Source organism: Tangfeifania diversioriginum (genome assembly GCF_900141875.1).
GTDB classification, from domain to species: domain Bacteria; phylum Bacteroidota; class Bacteroidia; order Bacteroidales; family Prolixibacteraceae; genus Tangfeifania; species Tangfeifania diversioriginum.
The window spans coordinates 119,282-142,446 of record NZ_FQZE01000006.1 but is presented as its reverse complement, the minus strand read 5'-3'; the positions used below and the strand labels follow the sequence as shown (position 1 = coordinate 142,446).

Sequence of the window (23,165 nt, the reverse complement as noted above, 5' to 3'; positions counted from 1 at the left end):
ATTTTATACAACTGGTAGGTACTAGTAGGTACAAATATATGGTTTAAAAAGCACAGCAATTTCGCAAAAAAAATGTTACATAACAGAAAAAAATTGCTCAAAGGCTGTTTCTTACAATTAATTTCGATGGATTTCGCACCCTGTCAAGCTGATGATTCAACAACATGTTCCCCAGGTTTTTCCCCATCGCTTTAAAATCGGTTGAAATAGTCGTAATCCCCCCGGAAACCACCTCTTTCAGCACGGTATCGTTAAATGACACAATACCAAATTTTTCGCCCAGGTTGTACTGATAGTTTTTTGCCACTTTTACCAGATCGACCAGGTCGCGGTCAGAAATCAAAAAATAGGCTTCATACAATCCGGGCCGGGTTCCTTTCAGCGACTTCAGAACCTGAAATTTAAAATTCTTCTCACGGCAAAACCGTTCAAACCCTTTTACCCGTTCATCCGGCTCTTTGCCTCCCGGATTTACAAATATCAGTTTGCGGTATTTTTCAAGTAGCTTGTCACCTTCGTTCAGGGCATCGTAAAAATCCTGCTCAAAATCCTGATAAATAACCGGGTAATTTTTAAACTCTGGTTTCAGGCGGTCGAGAATATAAACCTTTTCCTTCGGCAATTTCGAAATCAGGTGACTGATATTGTCAAAAGTACCAGGCATAATTATATAGGAAGTAAAATGGCCGATACTCTCCAGAATCAGGTGTTTGAAAACCTTGTAATTAAAATGATGAAAAAACACTTCGACGCTTGCTTTTTCTTTCAGGCTTTCAATAAGTGAATTGTAGAGGTCTTCCTTAAACGCATTAAATTCATCGAACAACACAAAAACTTTTTCTTCGCGACGAATTTCAGTACTTGCAATGTAGTATCCTTTCCCGGGCTGGCTCAGCAAAACACCTTTTTCTTTGAGCTCGTTAAAAGCAACCATTACCGTGTCGCGGCTCAAATCAAACTCGGCACAAACCTGGTTAATGGAGGGCATTTTGTCGCCTTTTTTCAACCCGTTGGTTTCAATAGAACAAAAAACCGAATCGATTATTTGGCGGTATTTCGGTTTAGATGATGCAGGATCAATTTTAATTACTTTTTTCAAAATACAGGCATTAGGTTTTAACAAAAATAACAGATTCTTTGAAAGTATTACATGTTTTTAAACACTACCAGTACCTACCAGTTTACTCAGCTTCTTTTCACATTTTTGTAATTTAGTACCTCATAAACAAATATTGAAATATTAATTAATACAATAATATCATGAAAATACAATCGGCTGATTTCGGGAAACTTCCGAACGGAAAAAATGTAAAACTGTTCACATTGAGCAACGACAACAACCTGAAAATTAAAATTATCAACTACGGGGGTATTGTTACTGGCATTGAAATGCCCGATAAAAACGGGAACGTTGAAAATGTAGTGTGTGGTTTTGAAAAAACGGAAGATTACCTCAGCGATGAATATTTGGGCAGCTATCCGTATTTTGGTGCGTTAATCGGCCGGTTTGGCAACCGCATTGCCAAAGGTCACCTCAAAGTTGATGGCAAAGTTTACCAAATGGCTATTAACAACGGCCCCAACCATTTACATGGTGGCAACACCGGTTTCGACAAACGCTTGTGGGAAGCAAAAACAACTGAAAAGGAAGATGCTGTTGAATTAGAACTTTCGTACCTGAGCCCGCATCTCGAAGAAAATTATCCCGGTAATTTAAAGGTAAAATGCGTTTACAGCCTGAACAACAAGAACGAATTCACCCTTGAATATTTTGCTGAAACCGATCAAACTACAGTGGTCAACCTTACCAACCACACCTATTTTAACCTTACCGGAGGAAAGGAGAATATTCTAAACCACGAGCTGAAACTTACAGCCGAAAAAATGACCGAAATGGTAGAACAAATCCCCACCGGAAAAATCATCCCGGTTGAAGGAACTCCTTTCGACTTCACAAAACCCAAAAAAATTGCCCGCGATTTGGACCAACTACCCACTGGCTACGACGATAATTTTGTACTCGACAACGAAAACGGAGAACTGAAAAACATCGCCTGCCTGAAAGAGGAAAAAAGCGGACGCCAGGTGGAAGTATTCACCACCCAGCCGGGCGTGCAACTTTACACCGGCTACTGGATTCCGGAATTAACAATTGACGGAACCAAAAAATTTGGCAGCTATTCGGGATTGGCGCTCGAAACGCAACACTACCCCGATTCACCAAATCATGAAAACTTCCCGACAACACTGCTTCAACCAGGCAAAAAATACAACGAGAAAACAATTTATAAACTCACCGTCCAATAAAGGAAAACAAAATACAATTCTTACAGGGGAACTTTGTTTTAAATAACAAGCAAATTCCCCTGTTTTAATTGACATCTGCTCCTTTTGAAAAACAGTCTTTTTTCAATCTTAAACCACCCTGATAGTAGCAGAATAAAATAATTCCCATTTTTTTTTACTTTTGGATTACTAAATTTAATCAGGAATCATCTGTAATGAAAACAATCATCGAACTTTTTGAGACCACAGTTGCCAATTACCCAGACAACGTTTACCTCTGGGAAAAAAAGGATGGTAAATACCAGGGCACAACGTATAAAGAAACACGCAAAATTGTATTGAAACTGGCCGCCGGCCTGGTGGCAATGGGTTTCAAAAAAGGCGACCGGGCGGGTTTGGTATCCGATGGACGCAACGACTGGATTATCAGCGAACTGGGAATGCTTTATGCCGGCGGGGTTAACGTCCCGCTTTCCATCAGGCTTCACGAATCAGAGCTGATTTTCAGACTGAAACACAGTGGAAGCAAGTATATTTTTGTTTCAGAACCCCACACTGAAAAAATTGAAGATATCAGGGAAAGCCTTCCTGAACTTGAAAAAATAATTTTCATTGATGGAAAAGAAAATCCGGGAAAAGATGATGTAAACTACCAGGATCTGATTCAGCAAGGAGAAGAATACCTTAAAGAACACAACAGTGAACTGGAAGAGATATGGAAAAACATTCAGCCCAACGATCTGGCCAACATCAGCTACACATCCGGCACCACAGCCGATCCGAAAGGAATTATGCTTTCGCACCTGAATTATGCGGCCAACGTGGTGCAGTCGAATACCCTGATGGAACTGCAACCCGAATGGCGCACACTGGCCATTCTCCCGTGGGACCATGCGTTTGCACACACAGCCTGTCTTTACGCTTTTATGTTTAAGGGTGCCAGCATTGCGTCTGTTGAGCCCGGTAAAAATGCCCTGCAAACCTTAAAAAATATTCCTAAAAACATAAAAGAAATTCAACCCACGCTGCTAATGAGTGTGCCTGCATTTTCAAAAAAATTCAGACAAAATATTGAGAACCAAATCCGGCAAAAAGGAGAAACGCTCTATAAAGTTTTCCAGTTTGCCTTAAAAGTGGCATATATTCACAATGATTTGGGATACAACCGCGGCAAAGGATGGAAATTCATTTTAAAACCGCTGCTTTGGGTTTTCGATAAAATCCTCTTCCAAAAAATAAGAGAAGGTTTTGGCGGCCAGCTAAAATTTTTCATTGGCGGCGGCGCCCTGCTCGATATTGAACTGCAACGCTTTTTCTATGCCATAGGCATTCCGGTTTGCCAGGGATATGGTTTAACCGAAGCATCTCCTGTTATCTCGTCAAACGCTCTGCATGCCATAAAATTTGGTTCGTCAGGAAAGCTGGTAAAATACATGGACCTGAAAATCCTGGATGACGATGGCAACGAAATGCCAACCGGACAAAAAGGCGAGATAGTGGTAAAAGGCGACAATGTGATGCTGGGCTACTGGAAAAATGAGAAAGCCACCGAAGAAACAATAAGAAACGGCTGGCTGCACACCGGCGACATGGGCTACATGGACCAAGACGGATTTTTGTATGTTCTCGGTCGTTTCAAAAGCCTGTTGATTGGCAACGATGGCGAAAAATTCAGTCCCGAAGGAATTGAAGAAGCCATTGTGGAACAATCACCTTTTATTCAGCAAATGATGCTTTACAACAATCAAAATCCTTATACCTCAGCCATGCTGGTCCCCGAAATTGAAGCCATTAACCGCGAACTGGATAAACGCAACATTAAACCGGGAAGCGAAGAGGGAAACCTTGAATCGGTGCTGATTCTGCAAAATGAAATCAACCAATTCAAAAAAGGTGGAGAACATGAAAATTTGTTTCCTGACCGCTGGCTGCCTGCAACATTTGTTGTGTTGCCCGAAAGTTTTAACCAGGAAAACGGGTTGATGAACACCACCATGAAAATGGTCAGGGGAAAAATATGCGACTATTTTAACAAAGAACTCGAATTTTTATACTCACCACTGGCCCGCAACATCGAAAATGATGTAAACACAGCGGCCATAAATAAATGGAACTTAAAACGCACTAAAAAATGATTATTGAAACACTTTGTCACCCCCGGGCAGCGGTAATCGGAAACCCGTCAGATGGTTATTTTGGAAAAACCATCGCGTTCCTGTTTTCAAATTTTCAGGCAAAAGTTCAGCTTTACCACACTCCTGAACTCGATATTCAGCCGCAGCGGCTCGACAAAACCCGTTTCAGCAGCATGCAGGAGCTGGTTGAAAATGTCAACTCATCGGGTTACTACGGAGGCATCAGATTGCTGAAAGCCACCATAAAGGTGTTTTACGATTATTGCCGGGAGTGCAACATTCAGCTCGACGAACGGAATTTTACTATCCGTTACGATTCGAACATACCGCTGCGGCTGGGGCTTGCCGGTTCGAGCGCTATTATTACAGCCTGCATGAAAGCGCTCATTTCATTTTACGGCGTGGCCATCCCCAAAGCCATTCTGGCTAACCTCGTGCTGAATGTCGAAAACCAGGAGCTGGGCATTGCAGCCGGTTTACAGGATCGCGTGGCACAAGCCTACGAACAGCCCGTTTACATGGATTTCAACAAGAAAACAATGGAAAAACAGGGATTTGGCAACTACGAAGTGCTGGATGCCGAAAGTTTCCCGAACATGTACATCGCTTTCCGCAAAAACCTTTCGGAAGGCACCGAAGTATTGCACAATAACCTGAGGGCACGTTTCAATATTGGTGAACCAAAAGTATTGGAGGCCATGGAAAAATGGGCCGGTTTTACTGAAGATTTTAAAGCCGCGCTGAAAACCCGCGATTGCGAAACCATGCACCGCCTCATCAATGCCAACTTCGATTTGCGCCACAGCCTCATCCCCATTTCAAAAGGAAATGTGGAAATGGTTGAAGCCGCGCGTTCGGTTGGCGCTTCGGCAAAATTTACCGGTTCGGGCGGAGCAATAATCGGCACTTACAAAAACGACGAAATGTTTAAAAGGCTGAAAGAGACACTGGCCAAAAAAGATATTGAAGTAATAAAACCCAACATTGTAAACAAGAATTAGAGATGATAAAAAAAGCAGTAATACCCGCCGCCGGATGGGGAACCCGGTTTTTGCCCATCACCAAATCGCAGCCCAAAGAGATGATTCCGATAGTGGACACTCCTGTAATTCAGTATGTAGTGGAAGAAGCCGTAGCCAGCGGAATTACCGACATCCTGATGATTATTGGAAAAGGGAAGCGGGCTATTGAGGAACACTTCGACAGGAGTCCAATCCTGGAAGAGTCGTTGGTGGCCAAAAAACAGTTTGAGCTGCTGGAGAAAGTCAAAAAAATATCGCAGCTGGCCAATATTCACTTTATCTGGCAGAAAGAGATGAACGGACTGGGCGATGCCATTCGTTATGCAAGCGACCACGTAGGGAATGAACCATTTGCTGTTTTGCTTGGCGATACACTGATAAGCGGTGAGGGAGAACCAATTACCAAACAGCTGATGGATGTTTACGAACGCTACAAAAGTTCGGTGGTGGCGCTCGAAGAAGTTCCGCGAAATAAAGTACACCGCTACGGAGTTATAAAAGGCAAAACACTGGAAAAAAACGTGATGATTGCCGAAGATTTTATTGAAAAACCAACAGTAGAAGAAGCTCCATCGAACCTTGCCATTGCCAGCCGGTATATTTTCACGCCCGAAATTTTCAAGTACCTGGAAAAAACAAAACCCGGAAAAAACAACGAAATACAGCTCACCGATGCCATGCGCGACATGGTGAAACGCTATGCCATGTATGGATTGCAATTCAAGGGTAAACGCTACGATATTGGCAACAAACTCGACTTCATAAAAACAAATATTATTTATGGGTTGATGAATGAAGAAATTGGAGCCCCACTCCGAAAATGGCTGAAAGAATTTTCCGGGGATTTGTAAATGTCTCCGGGCTGGCTTGACAATTTTCAACCCCGGTTTTCATGAACATCATCCAGAAAAATAGATTTGGGAGTGTATTAATTAGTTATTTTTTAAAACATTAACTTAAAAATTACACTATGAACAAAAAAGTACTATTCGCGCTAATTATGGCCTTTGGAATTTTTGGACTTCCCGTGTTTGACAGTTGATTTTTTACAAGCATTTTATAATCAAACAGATTAATAGACTCGCCGCGATTTATGCCACTACATTTTCTTATTTTGAGGTGAAATTTTTGGTGGTATCTTCATTCCAATGGCATTGGGAGGGATATCTGTCCTTAGCCAGATGGTTTCTTTTTTGATTCTTACGGGAACAGCCATAACTCTGCTCAGTTCCTCCATTGCCGCCACAGCAGTTAAAGGTCTTTGTTTTATAACACGGTGAATATCATTTCAATTTTACATCTTATCACAATAAGGCTACCTGCCTGTTCGGCAGACAGGTATGCCGAAGGATATTAAGTCCTGTACTCCCGCTTCGGTGGGAGTTTTTTTTGCCTTTCTTTCGTGCTTCACATAACCGGGACAGTCGGGTTCCAAATTGCTCATTCAACCTTACCCGGTAAGCGGATCGAACCGCTAACCGGGTAACTGAAGAAAACGTTTTTTTTAAATCTTTGAGTTGGAAACTCAAAGTCCCGACTTGTTTGTTATTTTTGCCCCGAAAATTAACAGGATTGGAATGACCATAGAAAAAGAGATTCAACGTCGTCGCACATTCGGAATCGTAAGCCACCCCGATGCCGGTAAAACCACATTAACCGAGAAACTACTGCTTTTTGGAGGCGCTATTCATGTAGCAGGCGCTGTAAAAAGCAACAAAATTAAAAAAGGCGCCACTTCCGACTTCATGGAAATTGAGCGGCAGCGCGGAATTTCGGTCGCTACTTCGGTGATGGGGTTCGAATATAGCGGATATAAAGTTAACATCCTCGACACCCCCGGTCACCAGGATTTCCAGGAAGACACATTCCGCACGCTCACCGCGGTTGACAGCGTAATCATTGTTATCGATGCCGCAAAAGGTGTGGAGCCGCAAACTGAAAAACTGATGAACGTGTGCCGGATGCGCAAAACACCGGTCATCGTATTTATCAATAAAATGGACCGCCCTGCACAAGACTCCTTCACGCTGCTCGATGAAATTGAGGACCAGCTGCAAATTCAGGTTTGCCCGTTGAGCTGGCCCATTAACAACGGCCCCGATTTCAAAGGGGTTTACAATATTTTCACCAAAAGCCTGAAACTGTTTGACCCGAGTATTCAGGAAATTGAAGAGGGGCTTCAGTTTGAAGATGTCTCCAGTGCTGAACTGGAAAACCATATTGGCGACGATGCCGAAACGCTGCGCGAAGAGCTGGAGCTGGTGGAAGGTGTTTATCCGGAATTCAACCGCCAAAGCTACCTCGAAGGAAATCTTGCCCCTGTATTTTTTGGCAGTGCCCTTTATAATTTTGGCGTGGACGAACTGCTTCATGCATTTCTTGAAATTGCACCAACACCGCAACCTTCAACAGCGGAAGAACGCGTGGTGAAACCCGATGAAAAAAACTTCACCGGCTTCATTTTTAAGATTCACGCCAACATCGATCCCAACCACCGCAGCCGTATTGCTTTTGCCAAGGTTTGCTCCGGATTATTCGAGCGAAACAAAGTATATACGCATACCCGGCTGGGTAAAAATATCCGGATATCGAGCCCGACTGCTTTTATGGCCGAACAAAAAGAAATTGTTGAAAAAGCCTACCCCGGCGATATTATCGGAATTCCCGACAACGGCAGTTTCATCATTGGCGATACTGTAACCGACGGTGAGAAAATCCATTTCAAAGGACTGCCGAGCTTTTCCCCCGAAATGTTCCGTTACATTGAAAATGCGGATCCCATGAAATCGAAACAGCTGAACAAAGGAATCGATCACCTGATGGATGAGGGAGTGGCGCAGTTGTTTACCAGCCAGTTTAACGGCCGTAAAATTATTGGTACAGTGGGGCAGTTGCAGTTCGAAGTCATTCAGTTCAGGCTGGAACATGAGTACAACGCCAAATGTCGATTTGAACCGTTGCAAATGCACAAAGCCTGCTGGATTGAATCGGACAAACCGGAAACACTTGTGGAGTTTAAAAAACGAAAACACCAGAAAATGGCCAAAGACAAATTGGGGCGCGATGTGTTTATGGCTGATTCTCCGTTCATCCTGCAAATGGCTCAGGACGAATTTAAAGACATTAAGTTTCATTTTACTTCGGAGTTTTAATTTTTACCATAAATTTGCCTGTCATGGTTATTCTTGAAACTTTTTACGACAGCTCCCTATTTACCTACGTGGTGCTGCCATTGCTCATTTTCATGGCAAGGGTCACCGACGTTACAATTGGTACCGTTCGCATTGTAATGATTTCAAAAGGGGCCAAGAAATGGGCACCCTTTTTGGGCTTTGTTGAAATTTTTGTATGGCTGCTGGCCATGACCAAAATCTTCCAGAACCTGGACAACTGGCTCTGCTATTTTGCCTATGCCGGCGGTTTTGCAGCCGGAAACTACATTGGGCTGCTCATAGAAGAAAAACTCGCAGTGGGCATTTTGAAAATTCAGATTATCACCCGCAAAAATGCGGATAAACTAATTGAAAACCTGAAGGAAGCCGGATATGGAATAACACACCACGCGGCTAAGGGAAGCAATAATAACAATGTTAGCATAATTTACAGTATTATAAAACGCCACGAAATAAGGAAGGTGGAAAAAATAATAAAAACAACCAATCCACAGGCGTTTTATTCTGTTGAAGATGTAAAAACAGTAAGTCATTTAATCTATCCCATTAAAAAGGGATCGCGACCGTGGAGAAAAGGAAAATAATTTGTAACCGATCAATTAAATTTAATTATTAACAAAACCCGGAAGGGTAAAAATTACAATCAAATGAAAAAGAATCTTATTTCAGTTTTTTTAATCAGCTTTGTAATGGTTTTCTCAACCCAAACTTTTGCACAAAAAGACAACAAGCTGACAAGAAAAGAGAAAAAAAACGGCTGGGAGTTGTTGTTCAACGGTAAAAATTTTAACGGCTGGCGTCAGTATGCCGGCGAAACCATGCCCGACAACTGGACCATTGAAGACGGTGCCATGAAAGTTTTTACGGGTGAAGGGAAACAACCGGGTCACGGTGCCGGTGGCGACATCATTTTCAGCGATGAGCAATTCAAAGACTTCGAATTGTCAATTGACTGGAAAGCAGGCGACATGGCCAATTCCGGAATTTTCTACTACGTAAAAGAAGAGCCGGGCAAACCAATTTATTACGCGGCGCCGGAAATCCAGGTGCTCGACAACGAAAATGCCACCGACAACAAAATCGACAGTCACCTTGCCGGTTCGTTGTACGATATGATTGCTGCCGACCCGTCAACCGTAAATCCGGCCGGCGAGTGGAACACATGCGTTATTAAAGTGAACGATGGCAAAGCAACCGTTTCAATGAACGGCACCAAAGTAGTGGAATACACCCACTGGACCAACGAATGGGATGAGCTGGTAGAAAACAGCAAATTCAAAAGCTTCCCGGGTTTCACTGAAGGAATTGCAAAAAAAGGTTATATCGGATTGCAGGACCACGGCTATACTGTTTGGTTCAAAAACATAAAAATCAGAGAATTGTAGAATTATCCTGAAAGACATTGGAAAAGCCTGCCTGCCAAGTGAAAAATTCATCACAAAAGCCGGCAGGCTTTTTTTGTCAACTTATAATCAGGCTAAAAATTACTTTAAAATGCTGGTAAAATTTTCCACGCAAAAACGCGCAAAATTATATTCGCAAAATGCGCGAAGGTTGAAGATTATAGACCATCCGGCGACTATTATCATTTTACGTTTTGGTGTTGAAATTTATGAGCAGCCCCCGGGTTTTACTCTTTGTAATTTCAGATAGGTGAACACTGAGCAATATCATTCTCAGTCATTTGTTTTTACTTTGCGATTTTAGCGATTCTTTTATTTTGCGGATTCTGCATGGAATAGAATTTACAAAAGCTCAAAGCTTCTCAAAATATATTTAGCTCATAAACACCGGCTACGGAGCCAACACAGCACAATTTTATTAGTTTTGCAAAAAGTTTTATAAAGTAAAAATCCAATGAATAAAATAGTATTAACACTTCTGGCTCCCGTTTTAATTTTTGCTGTTTCGTGTACACAAAAAGAAGCAGTAGAAACTGATTACACGCAATTTGTGGATCCGTATATCGGCAGCGATTACCACGGCCATGTTTTTGTAGGTGCCAATGTTCCGTTCGGCATGGTTCAACTGGGGCCAAATAACGAAACGCAAGGCTGGGACTGGTGTTCGGGATACCATTATTCCGATTCCATTCTCATTGGATTTGCGCACACCCATTTAAGCGGCACCGGAATCGGCGACCTGGGTGATGTCGTTTTCATGCCGGTTTCAGATGCCTATAATCCGGAAGAGGATGCCGATTCGGCCTTTAACTGGAAATCAACCTACTCGCACAATCACGAAACGGTGGAGCCCGGTTTTTACAGTCTGCACATCGACCGTTACAACATAGATGCTGAACTCACAACCAGCGAACGCGTGGGATTTCACAAATACAATTTTAATGACGGTGGAAATTCGCACCTGATTATCGACCTGCAATACGGCACCGGATGGGACATGTTAACCGACGGCGCCCTGGAGCAGGTGGATGAATTTACAGTGAAAGGCCAGCGTCTTTCACAGGGGTGGGCCAACGATCAGCAGGTTTTCTTTTACACCACATTTTCAAAAGAAATTTCTGATTTCAGGATTCTGAAGGAAAATGAAAAGCAAGGCTCGGTAACCGCACTTATTGAATTTGAAGGAAACGGTGAGTTGCTGGCCAAAACAGCACTTTCTCCCGTGAGCACCAACGGTGCCAAAGCCAACCTCACTTCCGAAATCGACCACTGGAATTTTAAGCAGGTACAAAATGAGGCAAAAGAAAAATGGAATAATGAACTTTCGAAAATAAATATTGAAACGGGAAACGCGGCCGATAAACGCACGTTTTATACTGCGCTTTACCACACCATGATTGCCCCGTCGTTATTTAGCGATGTGAATGGCGACTACCGCGGTGCCGACCGGGAAGTTCATCAAAACCCGGGACACGACACCTACACCACATTATCGTTATGGGACACCTACCGGGCTGCCCACCCGCTGTTTACACTGGTTCAGCAGGAACGGGTAAACGATTTCATAAACACCATGCTCGACATTTACAAACAGCAGGGCAAACTCCCCATCTGGCACCTGCACGGAAACGAAACCAATACCATGGTGGGCTATTCAGCCGTGCCGGTTATTGCCGATGCTTATTTTAAAGGATTTCGCGGTTTTGATACTGAACTGGCTTTTGAAGCCATGAAAACCTCGGCATTGCTTGATGAACGTGGTCTCGATTACATAAAATCGCAGGGTTTCATTCCCGCCGATTCGCAGGTGGAATCTGTTGCACGGGCAATGGAATATGCCATCAGCGACTGGGCCATTGCGGCCATGGCAAAGGATATGGGGAAAACCGGGGAGGCAGAACGCTTTTCGAAAAGAGCCAAATATTACCAGAATTATTTTGATGAATCCACCGGGTTTATGCGCGGAAAATTGAGTGACCAAAGCTGGCGAAGCCCGTTCAACCCGATTTCTTCGCAACACCGCACCGACGATTATTGCGAAGGAAATGCCTGGCAATATACCTGGCTGGTGCCGCACGATGTGGAAGGCCTGATTAATCTGTTTGGCAGCGAGGAAGCTTTTACAACCAAACTCGACAGCCTGTTCTCCATTGAATCCATAAAAGTGGAAGGTGCATCTGCAGATATTACCGGACTAATCGGCCAGTATGCCCACGGTAACGAGCCGAGCCACCACACCACTTATCTTTACGCCTATGCTGGTCAGCAGTGGAAAACAGCCGAAAAGGTACGCGAAATCTGCACTACCATGTACCACGACCAGCCCGATGGGTTGTGTGGCAACGAAGACTGCGGGCAAATGTCAGCCTGGTATGTGCTATCATCCATGGGGTTTTATCCCGTGAACCCGTCAAACGGAGCTTACATTTTTGGGAGTCCGCTTTTCGATGAGGTGGCCATTGATTTACCTGAAGACAAAACATTTACCATTGTTGCTGAAAACAACAGCAAACAAAATATTTACATTCGGTCGGTTGAATTAAATGGCGAACCTTATGAAAAAACGTTCATCACGCACGACACAATTATAAAGGGCGGAACACTCACTTTCCTCATGGGAAGTGAACCCAATGCTGATTTTGGGAAAGCGCCTGAAAACCGACCGAAATCAATTGTGTACTAAGTTTAAATACAGACAAATGCAAATCTGCATTTATCTGCGATAATCTGCGGGAAAACAACAAAACACTATTCCACTGGTGTATTTTTTCCGGTAATTTTAAAATTATATCGTTAAAAAAATCCATTCTGAATAACCGGGATGGATTTTTTTGTAACATTCACAAAAAGGCTATCAACTTTTAGGTGAAAATTCAATCAATTTTAGTATTATTGTGTCAATATTACACAATATAAATATTCATCAAAATATAAATCTATGGATACAAAAAATTCGAATCAATTGAACCGAAGAAAATTTCTCGGGCTCTCGGCTTTGGGATTAACCGGTTTAACGGTTCTACCCAGCTGGACAATCAACGGAATTAAAATTGCACCGAGCGACAGAGTTGTCCTTGGTTTTATTGGGTTGGGCCAGCAGGCATTGTCCGATTTTGCCGGTTTTGCCAGCGTTCCGGGCGTACAGGTAGTGGCAGGCTGCGATGTGGACAGCATGAAACAAGAACGTTTTAAACGACGTGTAGAAGCCTGGCAAAAAGAACAGGGCGTAGCTCCACGCTGCGATAAATACGAACGCTACGAAGAACTACTTGAACGAACTGACATCGATGCAGTTGAGGTTGTAACACCAGATCACTGGCATGCACTGCAAACCATTCACGCTATGCAGGCCGGGAAAGATGTGTATGTGCAAAAACCGCTCTCTTTTACCATTACGGAATCCATGAAAATGGTGCGTGTTGCCAACGACACAAAACGAGTGGTGCAGGTAGGGAGCCAGCAGCGCTCCAGCGGCGAATTTCAGAAAGCCATTGAACTAGTGCAGTCAGGAGCAATTGGTCATATTGAAAAAATTTATGCCAAAGTAGGTGATCCGCCAAAACCTTTGGATCTTCCGGCAGAACCGGTTCCGGGCAACCTCAACTTCAACTTGTGGATGGGGCCGTTAAACGACCCAAATATTCACTATCACCCTGATCTTTGTCCACCCATTTCACTCGACCCGCCTGAAAAAGAGAAACTGTGGGGAGCCTGGCGCTGGTACACCGAAACCGGCAATGGTTTTACCGCCGACTGGGGCGCCCACATGTTCGACATTGCACAGGCTGCTATTGGAATGGATGGCTCCGGTCCTGCCGAAATTATACCCAAAGGACACAACAGTCAGGAATATCTGACTTTTAAATACCTGAACGGAATTGTGATGACCGAGCAGCCTTACCTCGAAGATATGCCTGGTGCGCAGGGAATCAAATTTATTGGCGATAATGGCTGGATTGAAGTGGCACGTGGATACCTCGCCTGTTCCGATGCCTCGCTTGTACCCGAAGAACTTGCCGGCCGCCGGCCTCGTAAAATGACTCGCGAAGAGATGCGGAAAATGTATGAAGAAATGCAGAAAAGCATTGAAGAAGGCAAAGGCAGTTTCGAGATCAGTTCGCCACACATGGAAAATTTTATTGAAAGTGTACGCGAAAGAAAAGACCCGATTGCCCCGATTGAAGTGGGTGCAAGCACGGCCATTTTATGCTGCCTCGGAAATATGGCCACCGAATTGAAACGGCCAGTGACTTGGAATCCGGCCACGCTGAGTTTCGGAGACGACAAAGAAGCCTGGAACCACCGCCTCTATCATTACGATTACAGGAGACCATATAAATTATAATTTAAACCAATATATCGATACTATGCAAAAAAGAGAATTTCTAAAAAAACTGGGCCTGCTCACAGCCGGCGGTGCCATTGCCGGCTCATTCCGACCGGCAGCAGCAACTGTTTTGAGTCATTCAGCAAGGGCAAAAAAAGAAATTGGCTTGCAAATTTATTCGCTGGGAAGAGAGCTTACCGAAGACGTTCCCAACGGATTGAAAAGAATTGCTGACATCGGTTACAGCACCATTGAACTGGCTGGTTACCGCAACCGGAAAATGGGTGATTACTCACCGGAAGAATACCGCAAACTGGCCGAAGATGCGGGCCTGAAAATTACCGGTTCGCATGTAAATCCTCCGGTACGCAAAATTACTAAGGCCAATTTGGGTGAAGTGACTGATTTCTGGAAGGTTGCCGTTGAAGACCACGTGAAGTTCGGGGTAAAAACACTGGTGCAACCCATGATGCCGGCAATCGAAAATCACGACGATGTGGCTGTTGTTTGCGAATCGTTCAACAAAGCTGGCGAAATTGCTAAAAATGCGGGGATAAAATGGGGCTATCACAACCACCACATGGAGTTTGAACGCATTGCCACCGAAGAGCAAAAAGCCAGTCAAAGCAATCCGTGGATGCCGGTTGGCGACGTGATTTACGATCTGTTTCTGAACGGAACCGATCCCAACAAAGTTTTCTTTGAAATGGATGTGTACTGGACTGTGATGGGCTCAAACGATCCGCTGGAATATTTCGAAAAATACCCCGACAGGTTTCCGGTATTGCACATCAAAGACCGTTCAATTTTGGGACAGTCGGGAATGATGAATTTCCCGAATATTTTCAAAAAGGCCTACGAAAACGGGCTGAATGAATTTTATGTTGAACTGGAAGGTATCCGGGATCCGAACATGACACAATTCGAAGGTGTGAAAGCATGTTTTGAGTACCTGAACAACGCGCCGTTTGTGAAGTAAATTCGTACAAAAAAAAATCATAAAAACGAGTGTAGTTCTCTGCACTCGTTTTTTATGCCCCTTATTCTGTATGTTGATTCAAAACAAAACCGGAAAACAACAGCTAATCCTGAAATTTCCCGGAATTACAATGAATTAGTTTAAGCAACCGGCTACTGTTTTACCAGTTTCCCTGAAAACAGGGTTTCATTTTCGGTTTTTATGTGATATAAATAAATACCACTCTCAAGGTTTTTAAGCTGAATATTTTGGCCGGAAGAAATCCTGCGTTCGAGCATTTTTGCGCCGTCAACTTTGAAAATTTCAAGCATTAACTGCTGATGGTCATTTGACCAGGTAAAGATTGCATTATCGGTGGCAGGATTTGGGAAAACAGCAAAATCATTGTTTTCGGTTAATTCAACATTCGATGCATTAATTGACGAATAGTAGAACACCTGATTTTCAGCATGGAGCCAATCATCATCAACCCAGGTATAGCCAGCAATTTCGGCAACCGCTTTACCATCAAATTCTGTCAACTCGACAAATCCCATAAAATCATACATAAAAAATGTGGACAGGTAGAGCACATCCGACATGTTGGTGGCGGTGTAGCTGTACTCATCCTTTTCAACTTCCAGCCACACTTCATTGACATCATCCCAGTCGTAATAAATTTCAACTGAAACCTCACCCGTGGCATTGTACTCAGTTGTTATTCTTGATGATTTAGTGAGCTGAAAAGTTGTGTAATTTAACGACCAGTCGGTTTCGCTTGTTAACCGCCCCGAATTATCGTATTCGTTTTGGGTTTCTGCAAATAAAATTTCTTCTCCTTCCATCATGTAATAAGTTTGACTCATTGTTCGCTCACCTGCCTCGTTGTATGAATATGTTAAACGCATTGACTGAAGCAATTCTTCGTCCTCCAGGGTCCAGTAAACAGTTTCAATTAGTTGACCGGAGTTGTTATACGAGTAAAATACTTCCATTTCCAGAAACCAGGTTTCTCCATCGTCCTCGCTGGCATAATATTTAATTGACTCCAACCTTCCGGAGTTATCGTACACAGGCTCCATCCGGCCTTCGAGAAGCAAATCATCGCCGGGCTCAAAACGATAATAACTGTAGATTACTTCAATTGTACCTTCATTGTTAAACTCGGTAATCGTTTGGGACGAAACAAAAAAACTCCCTGAAGTTTCATCCCACTCATTTTCAATCCACGTGGAGGTTTGTTGCGATGCATCCCAATGGTACTCCTCTTTCCAAACATACTTCCATTCGGTTTCTCCGGGTTCTCTTTCCATATAAACTGCACTGTCGAGCTTTTGGGTAGCAAGGGCATTCTTAAGTAACAGTTTATTTTCACCCATCAAATAATTTTTTGCCTCACTTTGTTTGAGTAATAAGTTACTGGCTTCAATAAGGGGTTGAAGTGCATTTTGTGTTTGTTCGGTTTTTTCTATAAACTGACTGTTTGGTTGAGCAAAAACGGTAGAAACAGCCAAAACCATAAGCAATAAAAAGGTAAATTTTTTCATGTTCATGAGTTTTTAGTGATTCGATTATTTTTTTGGTAAAATTCTATAAACATTTTTATACGTATATATTTCAAATTAGTTTTGATTCTTTAAATCCTTCAATTCATATTCTCCAAACTACAAGCAGAACAAGGTTTTTGTTGATTTCGATAATGGCAGAATTCTCCCAGTGGTTTTGGCCAAAAACAATTGTTAAAGCTCTGAGCAGCCCCGCAAAAAATATACTTTTCAGAATTGAAAATTTAAACATGATGATTTGATTTGCTGGTTTAAAAATCGAACTTGTCTTTTAGAACCTGACGTAAATTACAGGTTTTTAACCTATTTCATTCCCTAAAAGAATATAAACCGGCTAATATTCCCTGATTTCAATTTTTAAAACCTGCCTGGTTTGGGGAGTGATTTTGAAGCGGTTATCGATGCGATGTCCCATCACCCAAACGATTTGCTGCCCGCTGCAGAGCAGCCAGGTGTTTTCTTTTTCGTGAAGCGGTAGTTTTTCATCGATAAAAAAATCGCTCAGCTTTTTGAAACCGCTCATTCCGAGCGGCTGAAAATAGTCGCCCTGTTTCCACCGGCGGATTAACAACGGGAAATCGAGTTGATCGAAATCGAGGCAGGCCACATTGGGGTTTCTGCTAATTTCAAAATTCCGATTTTCGTTTTTTTCAATTGCCAGGTCAAACGGTTCAAACAATTCAATATCGTCTTTTTCAATGTAATAAATTCGCTTTTCTTCTTTGGGAAGTTCGATGACAAAAAGCTTTTCCCGGTCTTTAACAAGTCGGTGAGTAGGCGAATAAAACTGCTTTCCCGATTCATTTTCAATGCTTTGAAAAACCTGACCTGTTACTTTAGGATTAAAATTATAGCGGATTAAAATTTCGTACAAGAGAATTTTCGGGAAAGGTAAATTCAGCAAAGCGGAGATTTGAATTTCAATGTTCCCGTCAATGGTGGAAACCACATTCTTCTGCCATCTGTTCATGGAAAAAGAATACACTTCTTCAGTTTCCTTTAAATGTTCCATTGAGGCCAGCAGGTTTTTCTTGAATGCGGGATTCATTTTCTGAAAAAGCGGCAAAATTTTATGCCGGATAAAATTGCGCTGGTAAACCACTTCGCTGTTGGTATAATCTTCCCTGAATTCGATAAAATTGGCGCGGGCAAAATCTTCAATTTCTCTGCGACTGGCAAATAGCAGCGGGCGAATTAAATTCCCCGATTTTTCTTTTATGCCGGTTAAGCCCCGGATTCCGGTTTTACGCGAGAGGTTGAGAAAAAAGGTTTCCAGCAAATCGTCCTGGTGGTGGGCAGTGGCAATAAAATCGTATTGATTCTTAATCCTGATTTCCTCAAAATATTCGTACCGCAATTCGCGGGCAGCCATTTCAATGGAAACTCCATTCAGCCGTGCATGTTCTTCAGTTTCAAAAGTTTGAAAAAAGGCAGGAACACCGTGTTGCAACACAGCTTCCCTAACGAATTGCTCATCCTTGTCAGAATCCTCACCGCGAAGCTGAAAATTACAATGCACCACGCCGTAATTTAATCCCGATTTCTCAAATAAATTCAGCAACACCATACTGTCGATGCCTCCGCTGACAGCGAGCAGTACTTTTTGATGGGGTTCAAAAAGCTGTTTTTCGTTTATGGAATCAGTAAAACGGGACAGCATAAATTGGTTACTTTCAATTTTTCAGTTTTCCAGTTAACTCTGCAATATTTAAAACCACCTCAACAGCTTTCAGCATCGAGGGAATGGGAATAAATTCATACGGCCCGTGAAAATTGTGGCCGCCGGCAAAAATATTCGGGCAGGGCAATCCTTCGTACGAAAGCCGGGCACCATCGGTTCCCCCACGAATGGCTTTAACAATTGGTGTAACTCCGGCTTTGTTCATGGCCTCTTCTGCAATATCTACCACATACATTACCGGCTCCACTTTTTGGCGCATGTTGTAGTACTGGTCTTCCATTTCAAGTTTTACCAGTTCGCGGCCCAGTTCGGTATTCACCACACCGATTATTTCTTCTATCAACTGCTTTTTATGTTCAAACTTTTTAGCATCATGGTCGCGAATAAAATACTGCATTTCTGCTTTTTCCACGTTCCCGTTCAAAGAAAGCAGGTGGTAAAAACCATCATATTTCTCAGTATGCTCGGGGCGTTGATGAGCAGGCAGCATCGAAATAATTTTATTGGCCACCAGCAGGGCATTTACCATTTTGTCTTTGGCATAGCCGGGATGAACACTGCGGCCGGTTACAGTTATTTTTGCACTGGCAGCATTGAAATTTTCAAATTCGAGTTCGCCCAGCTCGCTGCCATCGAGTGTGTAGGCAAAGTCGGCCCCAAATTTTTTCACATCGAAATAGTCGGCACCTTTGCCAATTTCTTCGTCGGGGGTAAAACCAAGCCGGATTTTTCCGTGTTTAATGCTTTTATAGCTGAGCAAAATTTCGGCCGCCGTAACAATTTCGGCAATTCCGGCTTTATCGTCGGCTCCGAGAAGGGTAGTTCCGTCGGCTGTAATTATCGACTGTCCCTTGTATTTCAAAATTTCAGGGAATTCATCCGGATCGATGGTCACATCATTTTTCAGCTTCACGGGTGTTCCACCGTAATTTTCAATAATCTGCGGCTTCACATTTTCGCCCGAAAAGTCGGGACTGGTATCCACATGCGCAACAAAACCAACAACCGGTGCGTTTTCAACTCCGTTGGCCGGGATGGTAGCCATGAGGTAACCATTATTATCCATTTCTACTTCCTGCAAGCCAATTTCCTTCAACTCAGCTTCCAGTTTTTTCATGAAAACTTTTTGACGTTCAGTGCTTGGAAAAGTCTTACTTTCAGGGTCTGAGGTGGTATATTCTTTTGCGTATTTTAAAAACCGTTCTACTACTTTTTCCATTGAATTGCTCTTTTCTATATGATTTGTACAAATATATAAATTTAAAGACCGCTGGCATCAAAGCATTGGCTTTAAAGAAAGGCCGCATTTCGCAAAGTTTTAATTTTGAATGAGGGCAAAAAACAGAGGAACTTGTGAAATGGAGGCGCTTGAAAAAAACAGATTTCTTATTCCGGCTGCGTATCTATTAAGGAATGACAAACGCTAAAAAAGGGAAAGCAGCCCTAAACGGACTGCTTTTCTATATTTAGTTCAATTTTTTTCGTTAATAAGCCAATCCAAAAAGAACCCGTTGTTTTGAAGGTTTGCCTGAATAGACACAAGCCCCCTCTTCCTGTTCATTATCGAGCGGGAGGCAACGAATAGTTGCTTTTGTTTCTGCTTTGATTTTCTCTTCGGTTTCAGATGTACCGTCCCAGTGCGCCCAAATGAAACCACCCTTTTTATTCAACGTTTCTTTAAATTCGTTCCAGGTATCCACCTTAGTAATATTTTTTGTTCTGAAATCGAGTGCTTTGTTGAAAATTCCCTGCTGAATTTCTTCAAGTAGTCTTTCAATATATTCAGAAATTCCTTCCAGCGGCACTATCTCTTTCGAAAGCGTATCGCGGCGAGCCACTTCCACGGTTCCGTTTTCCAGGTCGCGCGGCCCCATTGCCAGGCGAACAGGGACACCTTTCATCTCGTATTCAGCAAATTTCCAGCCGGGTTTTTTGTTGTCGCTATCATCAAATTTTACTGAAATGCCTTTTGCTTTCAGCTCGGCCACAATCGTGTCCACTTTTTCTGAAATCACTCCCAACTGTTCCATTTTCTTATAGATAGGTACAATTACTACTTGGATCGGAGCCAGTTTTGGAGGCAAAACCAGTCCGTTGTCATCAGAGTGAGCCATAACAAGCGCTCCCATCAAACGGGTGGAAACCCCCCACGAGGTTGCCCAAACGTATTCTTCGCGGCCTTCTTTATTGGTAAATTTAACATCGAAGGCCTTTGCAAAGTTCTGCCCTAAAAAGTGAGAAGTTCCTGACTGAAGGGCTTTTCCATCCTGCATCAATGCTTCAATAGTATAGGTATCAATTGCGCCGGCAAAACGTTCATTTTCCGATTTCAATCCTTTTATTACCGGCATGGCCATAAAGTTTTCAGCAAACTCGGCGTAAACATTGATTATTTTTATGGTTTCATCAATGGCTTCCTGCTTGGTAGCGTGTGCAGTATGGCCTTCCTGCCAAAGAAATTCGGCCGTGCGCAAAAACAATCGGGTGCGCATTTCCCAACGCACCACGTTGGCCCACTGATTAATCAGCAACGGTAAATCGCGGTGCGACTGAATCCAATTGCGGTAAGTGTTCCAAATTATAGTTTCTGAGGTTGGACGAACAATTAATTCTTCTTCCAGTTTTGCATCCGGGTCAACCACAATTTCTTTACTTTCTTCGTCATTTTTTAAGCGGTAATGAGTTACCACCGCACACTCTTTTGCAAACCCTTCAACATGAGCGGCTTCTTTGCTAAAAAAAGATTTTGGAATAAATAACGGGAAGTATGCATTTACGTGCCCCGTTTCCTTAAACATCCGGTCTAACTCGGCCTGCATTTTCTCCCAAATTGCATAGCCATAAGGTTTTATAACCATGCACCCCCGCACAGCCGAATTCTCGGCCAAATCTGCCTTTATAACCAGATCCTGGTACCACTGTGAGTAATTTTCGCTTCGTGGTGTTAATTCTTTCGCCATTTTATTAAATTTGGTACAAATTTTGAGTTTACTTAAATGATTTAAGCGTTCACAAAGAAAATAAATATTATTGACATTAATAAACTGGGAGGAAGAGTTATGAAATCAAGATTAACAATTTTAACGGTGGTTGCACTCATCTTCAGTGCATGTACCACGGGGTCGTATGTCTCCAGTAACTATTCGGACGACATCTACTTCAACCCGGGAGATGTTCCTCCACCGATTACTGTGGAAGAAGAAGAAGAAACAATTACCCAAAATGAGCCTGTTCAGGAAAAGTCATCTGAAAGAATGATTATCAGTGACGTTGAAGAAAATGAAGAAGGCTCGCAAACCATGAACAATTATATTTTCGACGGGACTGATGAAGATGCAGACGCTCTGGAATATAACATAGATGAAATGGACATGTATGGAACGGATACCACTGCTTATTACAACGACGATGAAGTTAAATATGTGATAAACAACTATTACGAAGGCGAGGCTATTGATTATGCATACCGCATTCGCCGTTTCCACCGTCCGCATTTTTACGATCCGTTTTACTGGGACACCTGGTACTACGACTCTTATTATGATCCTTTTTATTACTCTTCATGGTACTCCCCAACCTGGTCGTATTCATGGAACTGGGGATGGGGCCACAGCTGGTATTCTCCTTACCGCAGCTGGGGGTATTCTCCATATTACAGTTACTGGAACAGCCCTTACTACAGCTGGGGATATCCATACTACAGTTCATGGCATAGCGGATATTACTCAGGCTACTACAACGGCTACTTTAACAACAGCTGGTATGCCGATTCAGATAACTACAGGTACGGAAAAAGAAGAACTACCGGAACAAATGTACGTTACGGTGATAGCGGAACCCGACGCACATCCACTACTTCTGCCCGCGCAAATGGCACAACAACCAAAAGCAGCAGAAATGGTGATGTAAACCGCACAGTTGAAGGCTCACAGGCTACCCGCAGAAGCACTTCCAGTTTGGGTGTGCGTGAAGGCAGTTCAGAAAACAGAAGCAGTGTTAATACTGACCGTAAATCGTCAAAAACCAATGCTGTTTTAACCGAAAGAAGAAGGGCTTCAGAAAGCCAGTCCAATACCCGTACAGCAGTAAAAAACTCCGAAACTTCTTCCAATACCAGAACATATACACGGCCGGGAAGTAATTCATCACAAAGAACTTATACACGGCCATCAACCAATTACACCAAACCGAGGGTAGTAAGCCAGGGCAGCAGTTCAAACACCCGATATACCAAGCCGCGGTCAACATCGAGCTACAACCGTACATACCGCTCCAGCTCTACCTACACAAAAAGCACAAGCAGCAGCTCATCAAGGAGCTACCGCAGTACTCCAACAAAATCATCAAGTTCCGGTAGCTACAGGAGCACACCGACAAGAAGCAGGAGCAGCAGTTCGGGCACTTACAGGAGCAGCGGCTCAAGCTCCAGAAGCAGTGGAAGTTCTGTAACCAGGAGTTCAGGTTCTTCAAGGAGCTCGGGAAGCAGCCGTTCATCATCCTCTTCTTCAGGAAGAAGGAGATAAGATTGTATAACTAAAATTTAGGTAGAAACAAAAATATTATAAGCCTCACAAAATGAATAAAGATTATTCAGCAGGCTGGTAGTTTATTTAAT

16 protein-coding genes are annotated in these 23,165 nt (G+C 43.0%); 11 read left to right on the top strand and 5 right to left on the bottom strand.

The features are described from left to right. Positions 1-97 precede the first annotated feature (97 nt). The gene (locus tag BUC07_RS05695) at positions 98-1,099 is read right to left on the bottom strand and encodes a GntR family transcriptional regulator (RefSeq protein ID WP_245792648.1); all 1,002 of its coding nucleotides are present in this window, start codon (positions 1,097-1,099) and stop codon (positions 98-100) included. A 161-nt stretch (positions 1,100-1,260) separates the two neighbouring features. Between BUC07_RS05695 and BUC07_RS05690 the strand changes: the two genes are divergently transcribed. From BUC07_RS05690 to BUC07_RS05645, 10 genes are all read left to right on the top strand, one after another. Continuing rightward, the gene (locus BUC07_RS05690) at positions 1,261-2,307 is read left to right on the top strand and encodes an aldose epimerase family protein (RefSeq protein ID WP_073166920.1); all 1,047 of its coding nucleotides are present in this window, start codon (positions 1,261-1,263) and stop codon (positions 2,305-2,307) included. Between the two features lie 194 nt (positions 2,308-2,501). Then, on the top strand, positions 2,502-4,421 hold the full coding sequence (locus BUC07_RS05685; protein ID WP_073166917.1) for an AMP-dependent synthetase/ligase: 1,920 nt from the start codon (positions 2,502-2,504) through the stop codon (positions 4,419-4,421). Continuing rightward, positions 4,418-5,422, top strand: a complete 1,005-nt coding sequence (locus tag BUC07_RS05680) for a mevalonate kinase family protein (RefSeq protein ID WP_073166913.1) — start codon at positions 4,418-4,420, stop codon at positions 5,420-5,422. Before BUC07_RS05685 ends, BUC07_RS05680 begins: the two co-directional genes overlap by 4 nt. A 2-nt stretch (positions 5,423-5,424) precedes the next feature. Further along, positions 5,425-6,294, top strand: a complete 870-nt coding sequence (gene galU, locus BUC07_RS05675) for a UTP--glucose-1-phosphate uridylyltransferase GalU (RefSeq protein WP_073166909.1) — start codon at positions 5,425-5,427, stop codon at positions 6,292-6,294. Positions 6,295-6,960: 666 nt separating this feature from the next. Further along, on the top strand, positions 6,961-8,595 hold the full coding sequence (locus tag BUC07_RS05670; RefSeq protein ID WP_245792646.1) for a peptide chain release factor 3: 1,635 nt from the start codon (positions 6,961-6,963) through the stop codon (positions 8,593-8,595). A 23-nt stretch (positions 8,596-8,618) separates the two neighbouring features. Beyond that, the gene (locus BUC07_RS05665) at positions 8,619-9,200 is read left to right on the top strand and encodes a DUF2179 domain-containing protein (RefSeq protein ID WP_073166905.1); all 582 of its coding nucleotides are present in this window, start codon (positions 8,619-8,621) and stop codon (positions 9,198-9,200) included. Positions 9,201-9,263: 63 nt separating this feature from the next. Further along, complete coding sequence (locus BUC07_RS05660; RefSeq protein ID WP_083578118.1) at positions 9,264-10,001, top strand: 3-keto-disaccharide hydrolase; 738 nt, start codon at positions 9,264-9,266, stop codon at positions 9,999-10,001. 472 nt (positions 10,002-10,473) lie between these two features. Next, positions 10,474-12,702: a GH92 family glycosyl hydrolase gene (locus tag BUC07_RS05655; RefSeq protein WP_073166901.1), complete on the top strand. Its 2,229-nt coding sequence runs from the start codon at positions 10,474-10,476 to the stop codon at positions 12,700-12,702. A gap of 255 nt (positions 12,703-12,957) precedes the next feature. After that, positions 12,958-14,364, top strand: coding sequence for a Gfo/Idh/MocA family protein (locus BUC07_RS05650; protein ID WP_073166898.1), 1,407 nt, complete (start codon positions 12,958-12,960; stop codon positions 14,362-14,364). A gap of 22 nt (positions 14,365-14,386) precedes the next feature. Continuing rightward, the gene (locus BUC07_RS05645) at positions 14,387-15,325 is read left to right on the top strand and encodes a sugar phosphate isomerase/epimerase family protein (protein WP_073166895.1); all 939 of its coding nucleotides are present in this window, start codon (positions 14,387-14,389) and stop codon (positions 15,323-15,325) included. 152 nt (positions 15,326-15,477) lie between these two features. Here the strand turns inward: BUC07_RS05645 and BUC07_RS05640 are convergent, their stop codons facing one another. The 4 genes from BUC07_RS05640 to proS form a co-directional block, all read right to left on the bottom strand. Further along, entirely contained in the window at positions 15,478-16,851 is a 1,374-nt protein-coding gene (locus BUC07_RS05640) for a T9SS type A sorting domain-containing protein (RefSeq protein ID WP_175552471.1), read from the bottom strand. A gap of 352 nt (positions 16,852-17,203) precedes the next feature. Continuing rightward, positions 17,204-18,529, bottom strand: a complete 1,326-nt coding sequence (gene tilS, locus BUC07_RS05635; protein WP_073166889.1) for a tRNA lysidine(34) synthetase TilS — start codon at positions 18,527-18,529, stop codon at positions 17,204-17,206. 13 nt (positions 18,530-18,542) lie between these two features. Further along, complete coding sequence (gene pepT, locus BUC07_RS05630) at positions 18,543-19,769, bottom strand: peptidase T (protein ID WP_073166886.1); 1,227 nt, start codon at positions 19,767-19,769, stop codon at positions 18,543-18,545. Between the two features lie 265 nt (positions 19,770-20,034). Continuing rightward, the gene (gene proS, locus BUC07_RS05625) at positions 20,035-21,510 is read right to left on the bottom strand and encodes a proline--tRNA ligase (protein WP_073166882.1); all 1,476 of its coding nucleotides are present in this window, start codon (positions 21,508-21,510) and stop codon (positions 20,035-20,037) included. A gap of 99 nt (positions 21,511-21,609) precedes the next feature. On the opposite strand from proS, the gene BUC07_RS05620 reads away from it, so the two are divergent. Further along, entirely contained in the window at positions 21,610-23,073 is a 1,464-nt protein-coding gene (locus BUC07_RS05620) for a hypothetical protein (protein ID WP_073166879.1), read from the top strand. Positions 23,074-23,165 lie beyond the last annotated feature (92 nt).

Coding starts and splice junctions, on each gene's coding strand:
- BUC07_RS05690 (WP_073166920.1), top strand. CDS start 1,261: ATGAAAATACAATCGGCTGATTTCGGGAAACTTCCGAACGGAAAAAAT.
- BUC07_RS05685 (WP_073166917.1), top strand. CDS start 2,502: ATGAAAACAATCATCGAACTTTTTGAGACCACAGTTGCCAATTACCCA.
- BUC07_RS05680 (WP_073166913.1), top strand. CDS start 4,418: ATGATTATTGAAACACTTTGTCACCCCCGGGCAGCGGTAATCGGAAAC.
- galU (WP_073166909.1), top strand. CDS start 5,425: ATGATAAAAAAAGCAGTAATACCCGCCGCCGGATGGGGAACCCGGTTT.
- BUC07_RS05665 (WP_073166905.1), top strand. CDS start 8,619: ATGGTTATTCTTGAAACTTTTTACGACAGCTCCCTATTTACCTACGTG.
- BUC07_RS05660 (WP_083578118.1), top strand. CDS start 9,264: ATGAAAAAGAATCTTATTTCAGTTTTTTTAATCAGCTTTGTAATGGTT.
- BUC07_RS05655 (WP_073166901.1), top strand. CDS start 10,474: ATGAATAAAATAGTATTAACACTTCTGGCTCCCGTTTTAATTTTTGCT.
- BUC07_RS05650 (WP_073166898.1), top strand. CDS start 12,958: ATGGATACAAAAAATTCGAATCAATTGAACCGAAGAAAATTTCTCGGG.
- BUC07_RS05645 (WP_073166895.1), top strand. CDS start 14,387: ATGCAAAAAAGAGAATTTCTAAAAAAACTGGGCCTGCTCACAGCCGGC.
- BUC07_RS05640 (WP_175552471.1), bottom strand. CDS start 16,851: ATGAAAAAATTTACCTTTTTATTGCTTATGGTTTTGGCTGTTTCTACC.
- tilS (WP_073166889.1), bottom strand. CDS start 18,529: ATGCTGTCCCGTTTTACTGATTCCATAAACGAAAAACAGCTTTTTGAA.
- pepT (WP_073166886.1), bottom strand. CDS start 19,769: ATGGAAAAAGTAGTAGAACGGTTTTTAAAATACGCAAAAGAATATACC.
- proS (WP_073166882.1), bottom strand. CDS start 21,510: ATGGCGAAAGAATTAACACCACGAAGCGAAAATTACTCACAGTGGTAC.
- BUC07_RS05620 (WP_073166879.1), top strand. CDS start 21,610: ATGAAATCAAGATTAACAATTTTAACGGTGGTTGCACTCATCTTCAGT.